The organism is Streptococcus infantis (assembly GCF_047463615.1).
In the GTDB taxonomy this organism is placed as follows: Bacteria; Bacillota; Bacilli; order Lactobacillales; family Streptococcaceae; genus Streptococcus; species Streptococcus infantis_X.
In genome coordinates, this window is sequence record NZ_JASHDO010000005.1 from 1 (window position 1) to 19789 (window position 19789).

Annotated in this window: 19 protein-coding genes and 9 tRNA genes; 23 read left to right on the forward strand and 5 right to left on the reverse strand. The window is 39.9% G+C overall.

Annotation, left to right across the window (positions count from 1 at the left end; genetic code table 11):
• Positions 1-48: 48 nt before the first annotated feature.
• From QM874_RS05810 to QM874_RS05850, 9 genes are all read left to right on the forward strand, one after another.
• Positions 49-122, forward strand: a tRNA-Pro gene (locus QM874_RS05810).
• 5 nt (positions 123-127) lie between these two features.
• Positions 128-201, forward strand: a tRNA-Met gene (locus QM874_RS05815).
• A 13-nt stretch (positions 202-214) separates the two neighbouring features.
• Positions 215-288: transfer RNA gene (locus tag QM874_RS05820), tRNA-Ile, on the forward strand.
• 11 nt (positions 289-299) lie between these two features.
• Positions 300-389: transfer RNA gene (locus QM874_RS05825), tRNA-Ser, on the forward strand.
• A gap of 10 nt (positions 390-399) precedes the next feature.
• Positions 400-473 (forward strand) — tRNA-Met (locus QM874_RS05830).
• 4 nt (positions 474-477) lie between these two features.
• Positions 478-550, forward strand: a tRNA-Phe gene (locus QM874_RS05835).
• 14 nt (positions 551-564) lie between these two features.
• Positions 565-635: transfer RNA gene (locus QM874_RS05840), tRNA-Gly, on the forward strand.
• A gap of 36 nt (positions 636-671) precedes the next feature.
• Positions 672-745, forward strand: a tRNA-Ile gene (locus QM874_RS05845).
• A 6-nt stretch (positions 746-751) separates the two neighbouring features.
• Positions 752-839: transfer RNA gene (locus QM874_RS05850), tRNA-Ser, on the forward strand.
• 216 nt (positions 840-1055) lie between these two features.
• On the opposite strand, the gene QM874_RS05855 is transcribed toward QM874_RS05850, so the two are convergent.
• Positions 1056-2258 carry an IS110 family transposase gene (locus tag QM874_RS05855; protein ID WP_414316581.1) on the reverse strand — a complete coding sequence of 401 codons (1203 nt, stop codon included), beginning with the start codon at positions 2256-2258 and terminating at the stop codon, positions 1056-1058.
• Between the two features lie 415 nt (positions 2259-2673).
• Between QM874_RS05855 and QM874_RS05860 the strand changes: the two genes are divergently transcribed.
• The 8 genes from QM874_RS05860 (at position 2674) to QM874_RS05895 (ending at position 10253) form a co-directional block, all read left to right on the forward strand.
• Entirely contained in the window at positions 2674-3810 is a 1137-nt protein-coding gene (locus QM874_RS05860) for a DUF4767 domain-containing protein (RefSeq protein WP_414316582.1), read from the forward strand.
• Between the two features lie 74 nt (positions 3811-3884).
• A protein-coding gene (locus QM874_RS05865; protein WP_414316583.1) for an IS3 family transposase occupies positions 3885-5233 on the forward strand; the annotation gives its coding sequence in 2 pieces (ribosomal slippage) (positions 3885-4335 and positions 4335-5233; 1350 coding nt in all).
• Positions 5234-5395: 162 nt separating this feature from the next.
• The gene (locus QM874_RS05870; protein ID WP_414316584.1) at positions 5396-6100 is read left to right on the forward strand and encodes a hypothetical protein; all 705 of its coding nucleotides are present in this window, start codon (positions 5396-5398) and stop codon (positions 6098-6100) included.
• A gap of 145 nt (positions 6101-6245) precedes the next feature.
• Positions 6246-6359, forward strand: coding sequence for a macro domain-containing protein (locus QM874_RS05875; RefSeq protein ID WP_414316585.1), 114 nt, complete (start codon positions 6246-6248; stop codon positions 6357-6359).
• Between the two features lie 337 nt (positions 6360-6696).
• A complete protein-coding gene (locus QM874_RS05880) occupies positions 6697-7146 on the forward strand; it encodes a MarR family winged helix-turn-helix transcriptional regulator (RefSeq protein WP_414316586.1) in 450 nt (149 codons plus the stop codon).
• Positions 7147-7164: 18 nt separating this feature from the next.
• Positions 7165-8019 (forward strand): SDR family oxidoreductase, encoded by an 855-nt coding sequence (locus QM874_RS05885; RefSeq protein WP_414316587.1) that lies wholly within the window; start codon positions 7165-7167, stop codon positions 8017-8019.
• A complete protein-coding gene (locus QM874_RS05890; RefSeq protein WP_414316588.1) occupies positions 8012-8740 on the forward strand; it encodes an ATP-binding cassette domain-containing protein in 729 nt (242 codons plus the stop codon). Before QM874_RS05885 ends, QM874_RS05890 begins: the two co-directional genes overlap by 8 nt.
• Positions 8733-10253 (forward strand): ABC transporter permease/substrate-binding protein, encoded by a 1521-nt coding sequence (locus QM874_RS05895; RefSeq protein ID WP_414316589.1) that lies wholly within the window; start codon positions 8733-8735, stop codon positions 10251-10253. Before QM874_RS05890 ends, QM874_RS05895 begins: the two co-directional genes overlap by 8 nt.
• A 66-nt stretch (positions 10254-10319) precedes the next feature.
• Here the strand turns inward: QM874_RS05895 and QM874_RS05900 are convergent, their stop codons facing one another.
• Positions 10320-10682, reverse strand: a complete 363-nt coding sequence (locus QM874_RS05900) for a glucuronide permease (RefSeq protein WP_414316590.1) — start codon at positions 10680-10682, stop codon at positions 10320-10322.
• Positions 10683-10714: 32 nt separating this feature from the next.
• Positions 10715-11260 carry a TetR/AcrR family transcriptional regulator gene (locus tag QM874_RS05905; protein ID WP_414316591.1) on the reverse strand — a complete coding sequence of 182 codons (546 nt, stop codon included), beginning with the start codon at positions 11258-11260 and terminating at the stop codon, positions 10715-10717.
• Positions 11261-11535: 275 nt separating this feature from the next.
• Between QM874_RS05905 and QM874_RS05910 the strand changes: the two genes are divergently transcribed.
• From QM874_RS05910 to QM874_RS05920, 3 genes are all read left to right on the forward strand, one after another.
• Complete coding sequence (locus QM874_RS05910; protein WP_414316592.1) at positions 11536-12426, forward strand: cation diffusion facilitator family transporter; 891 nt, start codon at positions 11536-11538, stop codon at positions 12424-12426.
• Positions 12427-12545: 119 nt separating this feature from the next.
• Positions 12546-13388 (forward strand): aldo/keto reductase, encoded by an 843-nt coding sequence (locus tag QM874_RS05915; protein ID WP_414316593.1) that lies wholly within the window; start codon positions 12546-12548, stop codon positions 13386-13388.
• Between the two features lie 159 nt (positions 13389-13547).
• The gene (locus QM874_RS05920) at positions 13548-14585 is read left to right on the forward strand and encodes a zinc-binding dehydrogenase (RefSeq protein ID WP_414316594.1); all 1038 of its coding nucleotides are present in this window, start codon (positions 13548-13550) and stop codon (positions 14583-14585) included.
• A gap of 62 nt (positions 14586-14647) precedes the next feature.
• Here QM874_RS05920 and QM874_RS05925 read toward each other — a convergent pair whose 3' ends face one another.
• The gene (locus tag QM874_RS05925) at positions 14648-15649 is read right to left on the reverse strand and encodes a LacI family DNA-binding transcriptional regulator (RefSeq protein WP_414316595.1); all 1002 of its coding nucleotides are present in this window, start codon (positions 15647-15649) and stop codon (positions 14648-14650) included.
• Positions 15650-15816: 167 nt separating this feature from the next.
• Between QM874_RS05925 and QM874_RS05930 the strand changes: the two genes are divergently transcribed.
• The 3 genes from QM874_RS05930 to QM874_RS05940 all read left to right on the forward strand — a co-directional run bounded on the left by QM874_RS05930 (position 15817) and on the right by QM874_RS05940 (position 18969).
• Positions 15817-16995 carry a galactokinase gene (locus QM874_RS05930; RefSeq protein ID WP_414316596.1) on the forward strand — a complete coding sequence of 393 codons (1179 nt, stop codon included), beginning with the start codon at positions 15817-15819 and terminating at the stop codon, positions 16993-16995.
• Between the two features lie 18 nt (positions 16996-17013).
• Positions 17014-18495, forward strand: coding sequence for a UDP-glucose--hexose-1-phosphate uridylyltransferase (locus QM874_RS05935; RefSeq protein ID WP_414316597.1), 1482 nt, complete (start codon positions 17014-17016; stop codon positions 18493-18495).
• A 69-nt stretch (positions 18496-18564) separates the two neighbouring features.
• The gene (locus QM874_RS05940; protein ID WP_281335684.1) at positions 18565-18969 is read left to right on the forward strand and encodes a PaaI family thioesterase; all 405 of its coding nucleotides are present in this window, start codon (positions 18565-18567) and stop codon (positions 18967-18969) included.
• 108 nt (positions 18970-19077) lie between these two features.
• Here QM874_RS05940 and QM874_RS05945 read toward each other — a convergent pair whose 3' ends face one another.
• Positions 19078-19671 carry a helix-turn-helix domain-containing protein gene (locus QM874_RS05945; protein ID WP_414316598.1) on the reverse strand — a complete coding sequence of 198 codons (594 nt, stop codon included), beginning with the start codon at positions 19669-19671 and terminating at the stop codon, positions 19078-19080.
• Positions 19672-19789: the final 118 nt, after the last annotated feature.

A 19789-nucleotide genomic window follows, 5' to 3' on the forward strand; every position in this document is an offset into this window, starting at 1 on the left:
GGCGGTTAGAGGTTCGACTCCTCTAGGGTGCATTTTTTCTATTTAACTCGGGAAGTAGCTCAGCTTGGTAGAGTACTTGGTTTGGGACCAAGGTGTCGCAGGTTCGAATCCTGTCTTCCCGATTGATGGCGGTGTAGCTCAGCTGGCTAGAGCGTCCGGTTCATACCCGGGAGGTCGGGGGTTCGATCCCCTTCGCCGCTATAATGATCTTGTTGGACCTTTAGCTCAGCTGGTTAGAGCTCTCGGCTCATAACCGAGTGGTCGTAGGTTCAAGTCCTACAAGGTCCATAAAATGTTATGGAGGATTACCCAAGTCCGGCTGAAGGGAACGGTCTTGAAAACCGTCAGGCGTGTAAAAGCGTGCGTGGGTTCGAATCCCACATCCTCCTTTATTATTAACGCGGGATGGAGCAGCTCGGTAGCTCGTCGGGCTCATAACCCGAAGGTCGTAGGTTCAAATCCTGCTCCCGCAATTTTGGCTCGGTAGCTCAGTTGGTAGAGCAATGGATTGAAGCTCCATGTGTCGGCGGTTCGATTCCGTCTCGCGCCATATCTATTATTAATGCGGGTGTAGTTTAGTGGTAAAACTACAGCCTTCCAAGCTGTTGTCGCGAGTTCGATTCTCGTCACCCGCTTTGAACTTTTAGTTCATCTACCAAGTTTATTAACTTGGGCGCGTAGCTCAGGTGGTTAGAGCGCACGCCTGATAAGCGTGAGGTCGGTGGTTCGAGTCCACTCGTGCCCATTAATAGGAGAATTACTCAAGAGGCTGAAGAGGACGGTTTGCTAAATCGTTAGGTCGGGTAACTGGCGCAAGGGTTCGAATCCCTTATTCTCCGTATTCAAAGAGCTTTTATAGCTCTTTTTTAATGGCTCTTTTCTACCATTTGTCAAGTATATCAGGGTCCTTAAGTAAAAAAAGAGATAAGACAGTAGCTATTCTGAGGTTACTGTCTTATTTTAACCACTTATTGATCCATAAAAGGGCATGCTAAAAAACACCTCATCTGGTATTTTTTGAAACAAGGTGTTACAATAATACGGCATAGACATCCTTATCGATTTTGGGTCAAAGAGTAATCGTAAAGTTTGTTATGCGTAATGAGGTAATACATTGTTCGAATGAGACGATGTATAGAGGCAATCGCATGTGGCTTGGTTGAAGCTATTGTCGATTGTCTTTTTCGTTTCTCATAAAAGTCGGCGATATGGCAGGGATTGGTATGACTAGCTGAAGCGATGTTATGAATGCACTTGAAGAAGATTTTTCTGGCATAGGGATTACCTCGCTTAGTAATGTGTTCCTTGGCGAGAAAGTTCCCAGATTCATAGTGTCTCAGGTCAATGCCAATAAAAGCGTTGATTTGATTGGTAGACTGAAAGCGACGAATATCTCCCAATTTGCCAATGATAGATGTCGCTGTGGTTTCTGCGATGCCAGGAATTGATCGTAAGATGTCATACTCTGGTAAAGGCTGAGCTAGAGCTACCATGTCGTCTAAGACAACCTGTCTGTGCTCAGAAAGACGAAGCAATTCTTGAGCATAGTAACGAACCTCTTCAAGCATTGGGGAGATTTTCTTGACCGCACAAAAAGATTGTTTAGCGAGTTTTATAAGTTTATCAGTCAGGTAAGCAATACGCTTTTCAGAGATTCGTTTGGAGGTAGATTGACGGATAATCTTACACAATTCATTTTGAGATAGGTTTACTACAAACTCTTTGCATGGAAAAGCCATCACTAAATTCCAATATTGCTCTCCAGTTGGTGTGGATAAGAGATTTTCCAATTCAGGAAAGGTGACTTGTAAGATCTTGTGTAGACGGTTTTTAGCTCTAACAATGTCTTCTGTAAGATTTTGATAGAAACGGCTTAAATCACGCAGGTGTTGATAAACTTCTTCCTGCGCATAAGTTGGTTTACGATTGAGTATAAACTGAGAATGAGCCAACTTTTCAGCGTCAATTTTGTCTGTTTTACCAACTCGCAGACTGTCCAGTTGCTTCTTAGCTTCCAGAGGATTCAGCTGTGTATAAGCGTAGCCGTATTCCTCAAGAAAGGCTCGAAGACGCCGAGAATAGACACCAGTAGCTTCAAATATAATCTCAGGGTTATGAACAGTTTTCAAGTCATTCAAAAGACGATTGAAGCCAATGGCGTCATTGAGCATAGTGTATCCATGAATCTTTTCACCGTTGACTAAAATTGCCACCTCAGAACTTGCCTTACTCACATCAATCCCAAATACTGTACGCATGATATTACCTCTTTTGTCTTGAATAATTCCGTGTTTTAGTGATTTTATTTTCAATACGCGACGTCTAGCGTCCCACATACTTTGATCAAATTCCACCTAAAACAGGTGTCTTGCAGTTTGTCAAGCGACGTCTAGCGCCAAAGAGCCCTACGACTTTACAAGACACCTCTACTTTAACATAAAGAAAAAGTAGTGAGTATTCTCTCCCGTCGGAGATTTTCTCACTACTAATCTTAGTATGTTTTCTACAACAAAATAGACTCCATATTATCTACAGGGGATTTACCCACTACAAATAGTATAGAGCCCATATTGTTCACTTAGTTTTTATTATTCTATGTCAAACTCTTTTTCATTTGATATAATGTAAGAGAGATTTAAGTATAAATTTACTGTAACAATAAAGGAGAATGTTATGGAGAATAAAAAAGTCTTAGGAGGCTCGTTTTTTCTGTTTTTAAGTTTATTTATAATTGGTTGTAGTAATCAAAATGGTGATATTTCCAGTCATGAAAGTAGCTTATCATCTACTACTAGTCAGTCTACAACTAACGAACTGTCCAAGAAAGATTTTAAAGAATTCTACAAGCCAATTTTTGATGATTACCAAAAAATACTTTCTACACCTAAGGATATAGACAAAATAGTAGATCTTTATAAAAATTTGAATGCAACTGATCGGCCTATTAACAGTTGGTCAGTTGAAAATGCGGTTTTTCAATCAGATAAGATGAGTTATGCCTATACGGATCTTAATCAAGATGGTATCGAGGAGTTGCTAATCGGTGTTGAGCAATCTAGTGGCGGTTATTTTATTTCGGGACTTTATTATTTAGAGAATGAGAAACCGGTACTTTTGGCAGAGGGTTTTGTTGCAGGCCATGGTGGTGCTAGAAATTCTATGAATATCTATCAGGGTGGTGATATTCTAGAATTAGGTTGGACCTCTGGAACAGGAGAAGGTAGGGGAGTACTTTATCATCTGAATTCGAGCCAGCAAGTAGCAAGTAAAGTTCAGGAACAGGACATTCGGGTTCCTGGAAATAAAAATTTGCATACAGAGTTTGGAAAAACAGAAGCCGAAATGCTAGATTTCAATCAACTTGATTGGCAAAAATTTGAACCTTCTACTAGCAGCAAGGCTATTTCGAGTGAAGAACAAAAGGCTCCTTGGAATGCTAGTAAGTCTGCTAAATTAGAATCCTTCATAAAAGGGTGGGGCGAGAGACTTGGGCAACCTAATTACAAAAAGGGCATATCAGGAGGAGATGTCGGTCCAGATAATCTCTATAACTTTGGTGATGGGCCAAGTGAAAAATTAAATGCAGAATACTCGGATAATGGGTTAGGAACTACTCAGTACCGAATTGTAGAACGCTACAGTAATTGGGATAAATACCCGGATGTACATAGTTACTTCTTTGCGATAACCAACACAGGAGAAGCGATTGTATTTCATTCACCAACAACAAATGGTGGAATCATGTACTTAAAACCTACAGAAAATACAGAGATTCAAGCAGAGTTTAAACGTTTGGTAGAAGAAGATTAAAAGAAAAAGAGTTTAGTTTTGAACTGCACCCCAAAAGTTAGACATAAAAATCTAACTTTTGGGGTGTTTTTATTATGAAATTAACTTATGAAGATAAAGTTCAAATATACGAATTAAGAAAGAAAGGAGCGAGCTTTAGACAACTTTCAAATCAATTTGGGATAAACATTTCTAATCTTCAGTACATGATTAAATTGATTGATCGTTATGGAATAGAAATCGTCAAAAAAGAAAAGAATTGTTACTATTCTCCTGAACTAAAACAAGAGATCATTGATAAAGTTCTTCTTGAGGGGAGTTCGCAAATTAGGGTGTCTCTGGATTATGCTCTTCCAAGTAGTGGATTACTTTCGAATTGGCTGGCACAATACAAGAAAAACGGGTATACTATTGTTGAGAAAACAAGAGGGAGACCGCCTAAAATGGGACGTAAGTCAAAGAAGAAACCCGAAGAAATGACAGAGCTAGAGCGACTTCAGGAAGAATTAGAATATTTGAGAGCGGAGAATGCTATTCTAAAAAAGTTGAGAGAACTCCGATTGAGGGACGAAAAGGAGCAAGAAGAAAAACGGAAATTGTTCGAGGATTGGTAACAGAGTTTTCTCTAGATATTCTTCTAAAGATTATTAAGCTTGCTCGTTCAACTTATTATTATCACTTAAAACAGCTGGTTCAAAGCGATAAGGATGTTGATGTTAAAGCTGAAATTCAGTCAATTTATACTGAGCATAAAGGAAATTACGGTTATCGTCGCATGACTCTAGAATTACGAAATCGTGGCTTCGTAGTGAACCATAAGAAGGTGCAGCGTCTTATGAAAGTACTTGGTTTAACGGCTCGAATTCGTCGTAAACGGAAGTATTCTTCATACCAAGGAGAGATTGGCAAGAAAGCAGATAACCTTATTCAACGTCAATTTGAAGCAACCAAACCAATGCAAAAGTGCTACACAGATGTGATAGAATTTGCCATTCCAGCAAGCAACCAAAAGCTTTATTTATCGCCAGTTTTAGATGGCTTTAACAGCGAAATTATCTCCTACAATCTTTCTACTTCGCCGAACTTAGTGCAAATGAAAGCTATGCTAGAACAAGCCTTTACAGAGAACCATTACGAAAATACAATTCTCCATAGTGACCAAGGATGGCAATACCAACACGGCTTCTATCATCATTTTTTAAAGAATAAGGGAATCCAACCATCTATGTCACGTAAGGGGAATAGCCCAGATAACGGTATGATGGAATCTTTCTTTGGCATTCTTAAGTCTGAAATGTTTTATGGTTATGAGAATACATTTCAGTCACTTGAGCACTTGGAACAAGCTATTGTAGACTATATTGATTATTACAACAACAAACGCATTAAGGTAAAACTAAAAGGACTTAGTCCTGTACAATACAGAACTAAATCCTTTGCTTAAATTAATTGTCTAACTTTTGGGGTGCAGTTCATTTTGACTCTATTTTTTAATATCTCTTTCTATTATTTTTATATTCTTTGAGTATTTAATGTTATACTAGTCTTATATAAGACAGTAAAGTATGTTTTGATGTTTATTGTATAATTTAGGAGAATATGATTTATGCCAAAAAGTGTAAAGTTTCATAGTATTTTTTATAGATTTGTTTTATTTATAATTGTTTTGTTTTTTCTAGGCTTTAATCAAATTGTTGGTCGAGGATTTCAAACGATAACATTTTTTGATTACGCTTTTAGTTTTGATCAAACACAGTTAGTGTATTTCCTTCTTTTATTGCTTTTACTTGGTATCGGCATAAATTTTCTTTTTCCTTGGAAATTTTATATTACACAGGATGGTATTTACCTTAGAAGATTAGATTTATTTGTTCCTTGGAGTGATATCAGTGGAGTTTCACACGTTTGGATTAACAAAAGGAGTAATTTTAGTAGAGGGCTTATTTTTTATAATCATAAATGTTTAGTTTTATATCGTCACGACTACAAGCCGATTTGTATCTATAATACTTCTTTATTAGCCTTGTTTCTTGTCAAACTCTGTAATCCTAAGATTAAAACGAACATCTTATCAGCTAGTTTTGCTACGGGATTTAATATTCTATTGAATACATCAATTGTCTGTTATCTTTACTTTCTTGATTTAAAAACTCTTAGTTTTAGTTATTTTTTACTTTTTTGCTTACTCTACTTTATAAAAATTTTTATCATTCCTTTATGCTTAGTTTCTAGTCAAAATTCTAAGTATGGTCCTTATCTGGTCCATAGTAGTTTCTTTAAGAGGAATGCTTCAGATGTGATTCATGTTTAATTTTATAAAAATGATGGCTTTCTACTTTTTGTAGGAAGTTTTTATTTTTTTCTATAACAAAATAGCTTATAGATGAAGAATTTCCTTTGATAATGCAATTCACAAAACTACTGGACTTGAACTACGTTTAGTCTGTTATGTGCTCATGCAGGAGCAAGGAAATCATGAAGCTACAGGTCATGCAAAGATAACCAAGTCCTACAAGCTCCCTTACCTCTATGTCGTTCACACGGTGGGTCTCTTATCTATGAAGAGTTGATAGATTTGAAAAGGTAGCAGTTAGCATCGTCCTATGAAGTGTGTTTGACTTTAGCTTATGAACAAGCTCTGTGAAATTGGAATTTTGTTGTATCTCAACAGGAGAATTTCGATTTCCAAATGAAGAGTCAGTCAAGATTGCGATGGAGACGGTTACACAGTTTCAGATAAAACACACTGATATGACAGTTGTATTCAATGTTTTTAAGGATTTTGATTATGAGATTTACTCAGACTTATTAAAAAATTAATATTTCTATATCGAAACAGTTGACAGGTGTAATCAAAAAAGTTACAATATACTTAAACAGTTCGATATAGAATAAAAAGGAGACATAATGGACAAGATGTTAGGGGGCTACCAAGCTCTACAGATTCGCTTGTTGAATGGGCGTATCTTCCAAAAACTCTTGAGCAAGGAACCAGATGCTCAATACAGAAGTGAACAGGGAAAAATTTTAACGATTTTGTGGAAGCAAGAGTTGGGGTGCGCTACTGCGACCGATATCGCTCTTGCGACGGGTCTAGCCAATAATACATTGACCAGTATGGTTAAGAAATTGGAAGAACAAGGTTTGGTCACGATTCAACCCTGCACGCAGGATAAAAGGAAAAAATATATCTCTTTGACAGACCTCGGTTGGGCACAAAAAGAAATTGGAGACCGTGTCAGTAAAAAATTGGGGGAGATTTTCTACCAAGGCTTTTCGGATCAAGAAATCCGAGAATTTGAGGCCTATCAAGAGCGTATTATCACAAATCTAAAGGCTAAAGAAAATGACATCTAGGGAAAGGGAGTAACAGTTATGATTGGAATAACAGGTGTAACAGGGAAATTAGGTTCCTATGTGGCGAATCTTATAGATCAAAAAGGAATTGCTTCCGTCCATCTAGCACGAAGCCCAGAGCGTGCAAAGATCTATGCGTCTGCGGAAATCCGTAGAATATCGTATGCCAATACTCCAGAGGTGGTTGAGGCCTTGAAGGGTATTGATATCTTGTTGATGGTTTCTGCTCGGGAGAATCAAGAGCGTGTCAAGGAACACAAGGACTTTTTAGATGCTGCAAACCTAGCAGGAGTAGAGCATATCGTCTATACCTCCTTTTATGGGGCAGATGAGAAGGCAACTTTCACCTTGTCTCGAGAACATGCCCAGACGGAAGCCTATATCAAGGAGTTAGGGTTCACCTACACTTTTTTGAGAGATAATTTTTACTTGGACTTCCTGATTGATATGGCGCTTGAAAATGGAGAGATTCGTGGTCCGGCCGGCAGTGGTCTTGTGTCAGCTGTTGCCCGTAAGGACACATCTAGGGTTGCAGCAGAGATTCTTTTAAATCCTAAGGAGTGGAAAAATCAAACCTTGAATTTGACAGGGTCAGAGGATCTTTCCATGAAAGAAATCGTAGAGCTTCTCTTAAAAGAGACCGGTAAGGCCATCGCGTATGTGGATGAAACAGTAGAAGAAGCCTATGAGTCACGGAAAAAATGGCCAGCACAAACTTGGGAGTACGATGCCTGGGTCAGTACTTATACAGCTATCAAAGTTGGCGAACAAGCTGGGGTTTCAACAGATATCGAAAAAGTTCTAGGGCATCCGGAACAAAGCCTATTGGATACTCTTAGAGACAGAAAACTTATCGAGGAAGAACATGATTGAATACAAACATGTAGCCTTGCGCTACACGGATAAGGACATTTTAAAAGATGTCAATCTCCGCATTGAAAATGGAGAATTCATGGTGCTAGTGGGTCCTTCAGGGTCTGGAAAGACCACCATGATCAAGATGATTAACCGTCTCTTGGAACCGACAGATGGCAATATCTACATGGATGGGAAACGGATCAAGGACTATGATGAACGGGAGTTACGTCTCAGTACCGGCTATGTCCTTCAGGCTATTGCCCTTTTTCCAAATTTAACAGTTGCTGAAAATATAGCATTGATTCCTGAGATGAAGGGTTGGAGAAAGGAACAAATCGCCTCTAAAACAGAAGAACTCTTGAACAAGGTTGGCCTACCTGCTGCAGATTATGCTCATCGTTTACCAAGCGAGTTATCTGGTGGGGAGCAACAGCGGATTGGGATTGTGCGGGCTATCATTGGGGAACCAAAAATCTTGCTGATGGATGAGCCCTTCTCAGCTTTGGATGCTATCTCCCGCAAGCAGTTGCAAGCTCTCACCAAAGACTTGCACAAGGAGTTCGGTATGACGACCATTTTCGTTACTCATGATACGGATGAGGCTTTAAAATTAGGGGATCGAATTGCTGTTTTACAGGATGGAGAAATTCGCCAGGTCGCAGAACCTGAAACAATTTTACAAGCCCCTGCGACAGACTTTGTAGCGAACTTGTTTGGAGGTAGTCTTCATGTCTAATTTCATTTCAACCTTTCAGGAGCGATTTAGTGAATGGGTAACAGCTCTGGGACAACACTTACAATTATCTCTTTTGACCTTATTGGTCGCTATTTTTCTGACCATCCCACTTGCGGTTTATCTAAATGGTCACAAAAAAGCAGCGACTTGGGTGCTACAAGTTGCGGGTATTTTTCAGACTATTCCTTCAATGGCCTTGTTGGGGCTCTTTATTCCTTTCATGGGGATTGGGACCTTACCAGCCCTCACAGCTCTTGTCATTTACGCTATTTTCCCGATTTTAGAAAATACAATCACAGCCCTGAATGGCATTGATCCTAGTCTTGAGGAGGCAGGGATTGCTTTTGGGATGACCAAGTGGGAGCGACTCAAGAAGTTTGAAATTCCACTTGCCATGCCTGTTATTGTATCGGGAGTTCGAACAGCGACTGTCATGATTATTGGGACGGCGACTCTAGCAGCTCTTGTGGGAGCTGGTGGATTAGGATCCTTTATTCTCTTGGGAATTGATCGTCGGAATACCAGTCTGATTTTAATCGGGGCAATCTCATCAGCCATCTTGGCCATTCTCTTTAATGTCATTCTCAAATGGTTGGAAAAGGCAAAGTTGCGTACGATTATTTCCACCTTTGCTATCATGGTGCTTGGTTTGGGAGCTAGTTATGCTCCAAGCATGATTCCTAACAAAGAGAAAGAGAATCTGGTTATAGCTGGGAAGTTGGGGCCTGAACCTGAGATTCTCATGAATATGTATAAACTTCTCATCGAGGAAAATACGGATATGACGGTGACGGTCAAGCCTAACTTTGGGAAGACAGATTTCCTTTATCAAGCGCTTAAAAAGGGTGATATCGATATCTATCCAGAATTTACAGGTACTATTACAGGCTCTCTCTTGCAGCCAGCTCCTAAAGTGAGCAATGACTCTGAAGAAGTTTATGAAGTAGCGCGTGATGGTATTGCCAAACAGGATCAACTAGCCTTTCTTAAACCCATGGCTTATCAAAATACTTATGCTATAGCAGTTTCCAAAAAAATTGCGCAAGAATATGGGCTTAAGACGATTTCAGACTTGAAAAAAGTAGAAGGCCAGCTCAAGGCTGGTTTTACTCTGGAGTTTAATGACCGTGAGGATGGAAACAAGGGCTTGCAGTCTGCTTATGGGTTGAATCTCAATGTGGCAACCATGGAGCCAGCTCTTCGCTACCAAGCCATCCAGTCAGGTGACATTCAAATTACAGATGCTTACTCAACAGATGCTGAAATTGCTCGGTATGATTTAGTGGTTTTGGAGGATGATAAACAACTCTTCCCGCCTTATCAAGGAGCGCCACTGATGAAAGCTGAATTACTGAAAAAACATCCAGAATTGGAAGCTGTTCTCAATAAATTAGCTGGTAAAATTACAGAAAGCCAAATGAGTCAACTCAACTATCAGGTTGGTGTGGAAGGCAAGTCGGCCGAAACAGTAGCGCGTGATTTTCTAGTTCAGGAAGGAATTCTTCAAAAATAAAAGTAGAATGGACTTTATACTAACATAAACCCCATCTTTCTTTTTAGATAAGATGGGGTTTTTGTATTAGAATAAAATTAGTATAAGTGTCAATACTATAGCAAATGTAATTCTGATGATATGGTGAGACTTTTTAAAGGTTCCTTTCTGTTTGTCATTCCAATAGGCTCCGTAGCAAATCAAACCACAGCCAATCAGCCAAATAGATAGTGCGACAATCGGCAAAAAGAAGTAGCAGAAGATAGATAAGGTAGCAAAGAAGTAGAGGAAGATAGATAAGGTAGCAAGGATACTTCCGATAAGGAGAAGCTGATTTCCTAGGGGATTCCTGCCTTTTCTTAATTCTGAAAGGCTAGCCAATAAATGATGAAGAGGAAAAGCAAGAAGTAAGAAGGCTAAAAAAATAGCAAGAATAATAACGAAGTTCATAAGATTTCCTCTCTAGCTAGAATAATGATGATTTATTTTTGTTTGTTTGTCATTTCCATGACGTCTAAGTAAAATCTCACTACTTGATCTTCCTTATAAGATTTTCCTTTTTTTAACCACCAGGTCAGTGTTTCAATAAAATTGCTGACAACAAAATGTTTGAGGTAGGAGGCTGGAATCTTAGGATAGGAAACTTGCAAGTTCTCTGCAACCATGGGATAAACATGGTGTTCCAATTCTTTTTGCAATTGACGAAGGAAGTAGTCATTTTTTGAAAAAAGAAGGCTAGTGACATGGTCTTGATTTTTCTTAAAATGCAAAAAAATATGTGTCAAATATGCTTCGATGCTAATATTCTCCTCGCGATCAAAAAGATGATGAAAGAGATAACGGCAGAGCTCGTCTAGGAGTAATTCCTTACTTTCATAATGACTGTAGAAGGTTGAACGTCCAACGTTGGCTAGGTCGATGATCTCTTGGACCGTGATGGATTCATAATCTTTCTGATTTAGTAATTGTAAAAAAGCAGTATAGATAGCTTTCCGAGTCTTGGTAATACGACGATCTTGAGTACTCATATAGACAATTTGAATCAATTGTTCAGTAACTTACAAACCGAACAGTTTGCTCCTATCCTTTCTTTTTATTTTATTGGATAATAACAATGAAGAGAAGAGATAATAGTCTCATTTCTCAGAATATTTATAGAAATATATGTTTGACGCAGTAGCTGATTGGGATCTTCTTTCGCTATTTAGCTCGAAGAGCATCTAATCAGCATTACGGGCGTGGGACTAGGAAAATTTTTTTATAAAATTTTCCTAGTCCCATTATAACAAAGGAAGGTGGAAAAATGAGTTCAAAACGTGCTATTTGGCTGGCTTTTTTCTTAAATTTGAGTTACGCCATTGTTGAGTTTATTGCAGGCGGAGTATTTGGTTCTAGTGCTGTTCTTGCGGACTCTGTCCATGACTTAGGAGATGCTATTGCAATTGGGCTATCAGCCTTTCTTGAAACAATTTCCAATCGTGAAGAGGATAGTCATTACACCTTGGGTTACAAACGATTTAGCCTTCTAGGAGCTTTGATAACGGCTGTGATTCTCATGACAGGATCTGCTCTAGTCATTTTGGAAAATATAAGGAAACTATTTCATCCACAACCTATTAATGATGAAGGAATCCTCTGGCTTGGAATTATTGCGGTTAGTATAAATGTGCTAGCGAGTTTAGTGGTTCGTAAAGGAAAAACAAAGAATGAGTCTATCCTTAGCCTGCATTTTCTGGAAGATACCCTGGGTTGGATAGCAGTCATCCTGATGGCAATTATTCTACGATTTACGGATTGGTATATCTTAGATCCTCTCTTATCACTTGTCATTTCCTTCTTTATCTTGTCAAAAGCCATTCCTCGTTTTTGGTCTACACTTAAGATATTTCTCGATGCGGTTCCTCAGGGGCTTGATAGTGAAAAGATAGAGCAGGATTTATTATCACTAGAAAATGTCAAGAGTATCAATCAACTGAGTATTTGGTCCATGGATGGTCTAGAAAATAATGCAATTGTTCATCTATGCTTAGAGGATTGGGCACGAATGGAGGAATGCAAAGAAGCTATTCGCAGTCAATTAAGACAAAGTGGAGTTCACAATATTACTATTGAAGTGGATACTAGTCCAATGAATCATAATCAACACAAACGCTGCCTTGAAGATATTGGGGGCATAAAAGGTCACGAACACTAGAGAAGTTTTGGAAAGGTTGATACTGTTTTTTTCTCCTATATATGCTATTTTTCATTTGCTAGTATACAAATCTTTAAATGGAGTGTAAACTAAAAGTATCAAAAGAAGTAGGGGAAAATATGTTTTACAAAACCTTAAACGACAATATCAAAATGCCACAACTTGGATTTGGAGTATTTCAGACTCCAGTAGATGAAACAAAGCGAGCAGTTCTTGAGGCTATCGAGGTTGGTTATCGTTCCTTTGATACCGCTCAAATCTATGGCAATGAAGCAGGTGTGGGGGAAGCTATCTTGGAGTCAGGTCTTCCACGGGAAGAATTCTTCATCACGACCAAGGTTTGGATTTCGAATGCCGGCTATGAAAAGGCCAAAGCATCTATCGAAGAATCCTTGAAAAAACTACAAACAGATTATATTGATCTTTTGTTGGTTCACCAACCTTTCGGTGATTATTATGGAACTTATAGAGCCATGGAAGAAGCTTACAAGGCTGGTAAGGTTCGTGCTATTGGCGTCTCTAACTTTTCGCCTAATAGATTCATTGATCTTCAACATTTTGTGGAAATTAAACCGGCTGTCAACCAAATAGAAACCCATGTCTTTCAGCAACAAAAAGAGACCAAAAAGTATTTGGAGAAATACAATTGTCAAATTGAATCTTGGGGGCCTTTTGCTGAAGGGAAAAATAATTTCTTCAGTACTCCTTTGTTGAAGGAAATTGGAGAAAAACATGGGAAATCAGTAGCGCAAGTAGCTCTACGTTTCTTACTTCAAAGTGACGTGGTTGTTATTCCTAAGTCTGTTCGTAAAGAACGGATGCAAGAGAACTTTGATATTTTTGACTTTGAGTTAACAGAAGATGAAATGAAGAACATAGAAGGATTGGACCAAGGACGTACACTCTTTCATGATCATCAAGAACCAGAAACAGCTGAAAGATTTATATCATTTTTAGGCTAAGTAAAGGAGACCAGCTAGTCTGACTATTATATCTATAAGATGATTGAGTTCTTAGGAGTCAATTTTGTTTGGTGGAAACTTTTACTATCATCTTGCATGCTATTTGACTCATAAAAGTGTATACTAAAGGTAAGTAAGCAAAGAAAGTAGGTTGTTCTTATGAAGAAAACAGTCTATACAAAAGCAGGGCAAGTTGGTCTTGTCGAAGTGGAGCGTCCGCAAATTGAGGCGCCGGATGATGTCGTTCTCCGGATTGTCCGTACCTGTGTCTGCGGTTCAGACCTCTGGAGCTACCGTAATCCAGACATTGAAAAGGGGCATCAAAATAGCGGTCACGAAGCTATTGGAATCGTCGAAGAAATCGGAGATGCTATTACAACGGTTAAACCAGGAGATTTTGTCATTGCGCCTTTCACCCATGGCTGTGGCGAGTGTGATGCCTGTCACGCTGGCTATGATGGAACTTGCGATCGCCATATTGGAACCAACTGGTCTGATGGAGTGCAGGCAGAGTACATGCGTTTTGAATATGCAAACTGGGCACTCGTAAAAGTCCTTGGACAACCATCCGATTATACTGAAGCCATGCTCAAATCCTTCTTGACTTTGGCAGATGTTATGCCGACGGGCTACCATGCTGCGCGTGTTGCTCATGTCAAACCAGGTGACAAAGTGGTGGTAATCGGTGATGGGGCAGTTGGACAATGTGCTGTTATTGCAGCCAAAATGCGTGGAGCTTCCCAAATCGTCCTCATGAGCCGTCATGAAGATCGACAAAAGCTGGCTATGGAATTCGGTGCTACAGCGGTAGTTGAAGAACGTGGTCAAGAAGGTATTGCTAAGGTTCGTGAAATCCTTGGTGGCGGAGCGGATGCTGCCCTTGAATGTGTCGGTACTGCAGCAGCTGTTGATCAAGCCCTAGGTGTCCTTCACAATGGAGGGCGCTTAGGATTTGTTGGTGTGCCTCACTACAATAACCGTGCTCTTGGTTCGACCTTTGCCCAAAACATCTCTGTAGCAGGTGGAGCAGCTTCTGTTACCACCTATGACAAACAGTTCTTACTCAAGGCTGTTCTTGATGGAGACATCAATCCAGGTCGTGTGTTCACTCATAGTTATCGCTTAGATGAGATTGATCAAGCCTATAAAGATATGGATGAACGTAAGACCATTAAAGCTATGATTGTGATTGAATAGAAAATAAAATCCTAATAGAGAGTGAACTCTTATTAGGATTTTTCTATTGTAAACAGTTGTATTTAATGCAAGGTGCTTTCTCTTAAAGTCAGTTTGGTTCCCAGCATAGTGAGGCTTGGAATTTTGCGTCCGTGGAGTACTTCTCTATTAAGGATATCCATGCCTGTGCGACCCATTTCCTCTGTATAAACAGTGATACTTGAAAGTGGTGGGAAAACTTGTTTGGTCAAGCTAGTGTCATTAAAGGAAATTAAACTCACTCGCTCTGGCAGGTGGATACTAGCTTCTTGAAGTGCCCGAAGGGCACCGATTGCCAGACTATCGCTTGCAGCAAAAAAGGCAGATGGAAGTTGTTTACCCAAGCTTTGAATTGCATGTTTCATTAAGTTGTAGCCAGATTGGGCAGTAAACTCTCCTTGGAAAATTAGTTCCTCATGATAGATTCCCAGTTCCTGTGTGTAGCTGATAAAGGCTTCCAGTCGTTTATCATGGATTTGTTCCTCTTGATCAGTCGTAACCTCGAGTCCAGTCAGAATTCCAACCCTGTCCATGCCTTGATTGATAAAATAATCCAAAACTTGTTTGACAGCATTTGAAAAATCAGTGATGACACAAGTATGCCCTAAAGCCAGAGTGTCACTATCTAAAAATACTAGAGGCTTTTGATATTCCTCGAATGAAGCAATCTGTGCACGACTAAATTTTCCAATACAGAGGATACCAATCACTTCCTCACTAAGCGTGAAAGGTTGGTCGTTAAAATAGCGCAAAATGTCATAGTCTAACTCTTGAGCTCTCTTTTCAATTCCAAGACGGATCTGGTAGTAGTAGAGATCTTCTAATTCTCCTTGTTCGCTCACCCACTGGATGATAGCAATTTTTTGTTTGAGTTTATGACTTTCGCCTGTTTTGAGATGTTTTGTATATCCTAGTTCTTCTGCGACGGTTAAGATACGATGTCGAGTTTCTTCTGTAACAGATAGGCTCTGATCGCGATTGAGAACGCGGGATACAGTTGCGATCGAGACAGAGGCTAGCTGAGCGATATCTTTGAGTGTAGCCATAATTCTCCTCCTTTTTAGGTTATTATAGCATATTTTTGTTGCTTTTTACTTATAGTTTAGTAAAATATAGGTAAAAATGTTGACCAAAGCAAAACCCTTGGGTACAATAGAAGAAAACGATTACAGGTTAAGTTTTTTTACCTAACAATTGTCAAAGGAGAATTCATATGACACAACATCTTACTGCTGATGCACTTCGCAAGGATTTTCTTGCTGTTTTTGGTCAAGAAGCGGACCAAACCTTCTTCTCACCAGGGCGCATCAACTTGATTGGGGAGCATACTGACTACAACGGTGGGCATGTTTTCCCAGCAGCTATTTCACTAGGAACTTACGGAGCTGCACGCAAGCGCGATGACCAAGTGTTGCGTTTCTACTCCGCAAACTTTGAGGATAAAGGAATTATCGAAGTTTCTCTAGCTGATCTTAAGTTTGAGAAAGAGCACAACTGGACTAACTATCCAAAAGGTGTTCTTCATTTCTTGCAAGAAGCTGGCCATGCGATTGATAAAGGTTTTGATTTCTATGTTTTTGGGAATATCCCAAATGGAGCTGGTTTGTCATCTTCTGCATCCTTGGAACTTTTGACTGGTGTCGTGGCAGAATATCTCTTTGACCTAAAATTGGATCGTTTAGATTTAGTAAAAATCGGAAAATTGACAGAGAATAATTTTATCGGTGTTAATTCTGGTATCATGGACCAATTTGCTATCGGTATGGGGGCAGACCAACGTGCCATTTATCTGGATACAAATAGTTTAGAATATGACTTGGTTCCCCTTGATTTGAAAGACAATGTCGTTGTTATCATGAATACCAACAAACGCCGTGAACTTGCAGACTCTAAATACAATGAACGTCGTGCTGAATGTGAAAAAGCAGTAGAAGAACTCCAAGTGGCCTTGGACATTCAAACCTTGGGTGAATTGGATGAATGGGCTTTTGATGAATATAGCTACCTGATCAAAGACGAAAATCGCTTGAAACGTGCGCGTCATGCCGTTCTTGAAAACCAACGTACCCTTAAAGCACAAGCGGCTCTTCAAGCGGGAGATTTGGACAAGTTTGGTCGTTTGATGAATGCTTCTCATGTTTCACTTGAGCACGATTACGAAGTAACTGGCTTGGAATTAGATACCCTTGTTCATACGGCTTGGGCTCAAGAAGGTGTTCTTGGTGCTCGTATGACAGGAGCAGGTTTTGGTGGTTGTGCCATTGCCCTGGTTCAAAAAGATGCTGTTGAGTCCTTTAAAGAAGCTGTAGGTAAGCACTATGAAGAAATCGTTGGCTACGCTCCAAGCTTCTATATCGCTGAAGTAGCAGGTGGAACTCGCGTTCTTGATTAGTCAAAAGGAGGTTTTCTAGTGACCTTAGTAGAAACATTTGTTACCAAAGTCATTGCAGAAAGTACCTTTGAAGAGTTGGATCGGATTTATCTGACTAATCGTGTCTTGGCTTTGGTTGGTGAAGGAATTTTTGACGTTGAGACTGATCAGGACAACTTGATTGATCTCAAAGACCATCTTGTCGAGGAAGCCGTTCGATTGGAAACAATTGAAGATAGTCAGGCTGCGCGTGAGATTCTCGGTGCTGACCTCATGGACTTGGTAACGCCTTGTCCAAGTCAGGTTAATCGTGATTTTTGGGATACCTATGCCCAGTCACCAGAGCAGGCAATTGCAGATTTCTACCAACTCAGTCAGAAGAATGACTACATCAAACTGAAGGCCATCGCAAAGAATATTGCTTATCGTGTACCGTCTGACTACGGTGAACTAGAGATTACCATCAATCTCTCTAAGCCTGAAAAGGATCCAAAAGAGATAGCTGCAGCTAAGTTGGTTAAGTCGAGCAACTATCCTCAATGTCAGCTTTGTATGGAAAACGAAGGCTACCATGGTCGTGTCAATCATCCAGCTAGAAGCAACCATCGTATTATACGTTTTGATATTTCTGGTCAGGAGTGGGGCTTCCAGTATTCGCCTTACGCTTACTTTAATGAGCACTGTATTTTCCTAGATAGCAAGCATCGTCCTATGGCCATTAGTCGCCAAAGTTTTGAACGTTTGTTAGCGATTGTGGAGCAATTTCCAGGCTACTTTGCAGGTTCGAATGCTGATTTGCCAATCGTGGGTGGCTCCATCCTGACCCATGATCATTATCAAGGGGGACGTCATGTATTCCCAATGGAAGTAGCACCTTTACAAAAGACATTTAAGTTTGACGGTTTTGAAACTGTCAAAGCAGGAATTGTTCAATGGCCTATGTCTGTGATTCGACTAACTTCAGATTCGAAAGAAGATTTGACAGAACTAGCGGATAAAATCTTACTGGCTTGGCGTCAATACTCAGATCCAAGTGTTCAGGTCTTGGCAGAAAGTAATGGAACACCGCATCACACTATCACACCGATTGCGCGTAAAAGAGATGGGCAGTTTGAGTTGGATTTGGTCTTGCGGGACAATCAAACATCTCCAGAGCATCCAGATGGTATCTATCATCCCCACAAGGATGTCCAACATATCAAGAAGGAAAATATCGGCTTGATAGAGGTCATGGGATTGGCAATATTGCCACCACGCTTGAAGGAAGAAGTGGAGCAAGTAGCAGCTTATCTAGTCGGAGAGGATGTTTCAGTAGCAAATTATCACCAAGAATGGGCGGATGAGTTGAAAGAATCCCATCCTGGATTGACTGATAAAGACCAAGCTCTTGAAATCGTCCAAGAATCTGTAGGGAAAATCTTCGCTCGGGTGTTGGAAGATGCAGGGGTTTACAAGCAAACAGAAGAAGGACAGGCAGCCTTTATGCGCTTTGTGGAGCAGGTTGGTATTTTGCCCGAATAAGTGCTTCTCTCTTGCGTAGAGTCTTGAAAAGTAGTATCATAGTGTCGTTTGAAATATCAGGAGGAACGTATGAAAGATTTTCACTTTGACGCTATATCTGCCTTTGAAAATTACGAAATTGAAAAAATGAGAGATGGTCACGTTGTGGTGACGACCAAAGTAGTGGACTCGTCGCTCAACTATTACGGGAATGCCCATGGAGGCTATCTATTTACCCTTTGTGACCAAATCAGTGGACTTGTGGTGATCTCGCTTGGTTTAGACGGAGTGACACTCCAGTCTTCCATCAACTATCTGAAAGCTGGAAATCTAGGGGATGTTCTCACTATCAAAGGAGAATGTGTCCATCAAGGACGTACCACTTGTGTCGTCGATGTTGACATCATCAACCAAGATGGCCGAAATGTCTGCAAGGCAACCTTCACCATGTTTGTCACAGGACGACGGTCTGAAGATAGACAGGTGAGGATATAAAAGAAAGAATGAGTAGATAGTTACGCCCTAAAAACCCAGAGTGTGTTCACTATCCGCAACTCTATAACTTTAAGGATATTTAAAAAGCGAGGTCTATTGACTTCGCTTTTATTTGATAGGGAAGAAAGTAAGTAAGAGCCAAGAAATCAGTAGAGTAATAGCGCCAACTCCAAGGCTAAATAGAATAGGAAGGATGATTCTTTGGTAGGGAGCTTTACCCCTTTCTTCGGCTTCTTCAATCTCGCTCAGACTGCGTCCTTGTTCATAGGCGACAATCTGGCGATAAGTACGAAGATTATGCTCTTTCTTGAATTTCTCAATGCGTAGGGCGTAGAATATAGCGACAGCAAGAATCAAGCAACTAATAGCGATGCCGTATCCATCCAAATAAAGAATGAGGGGAGTGCTGATGATAGGACTGCCAATTAGCAGTAAGCTAAAGACCACTTCATCTTTTTGATAGCGCATAAATTCTTGGTCGTGAATAATTTGTTTCATGGTTTCCAAATCTCCTTTGACTAGTTTGTCCAATGACACTTCAAAGACCTTGCTTAGTAAGAGCAGGTTTTGAATATCAGGATAGGTTGCGCCGCGTTCCCAGTTGGAAATGGATTGACGGCTGACAAAGATGATTTCAGCTAAATCGTCTTGAGATAAATTTTTCTCTTTACGATAGTGCTGGATTTGTTTTCCGACTTGCATAAGATTTCCTCGCTTTCTGATTTCATTCTACTCATTTATACAAAAAACGGCTATCAAAGTTCTTTGACATGCTGATTTCATGGGCTTTAGCAAATGTTTTTGCCACTGGATTTACAGG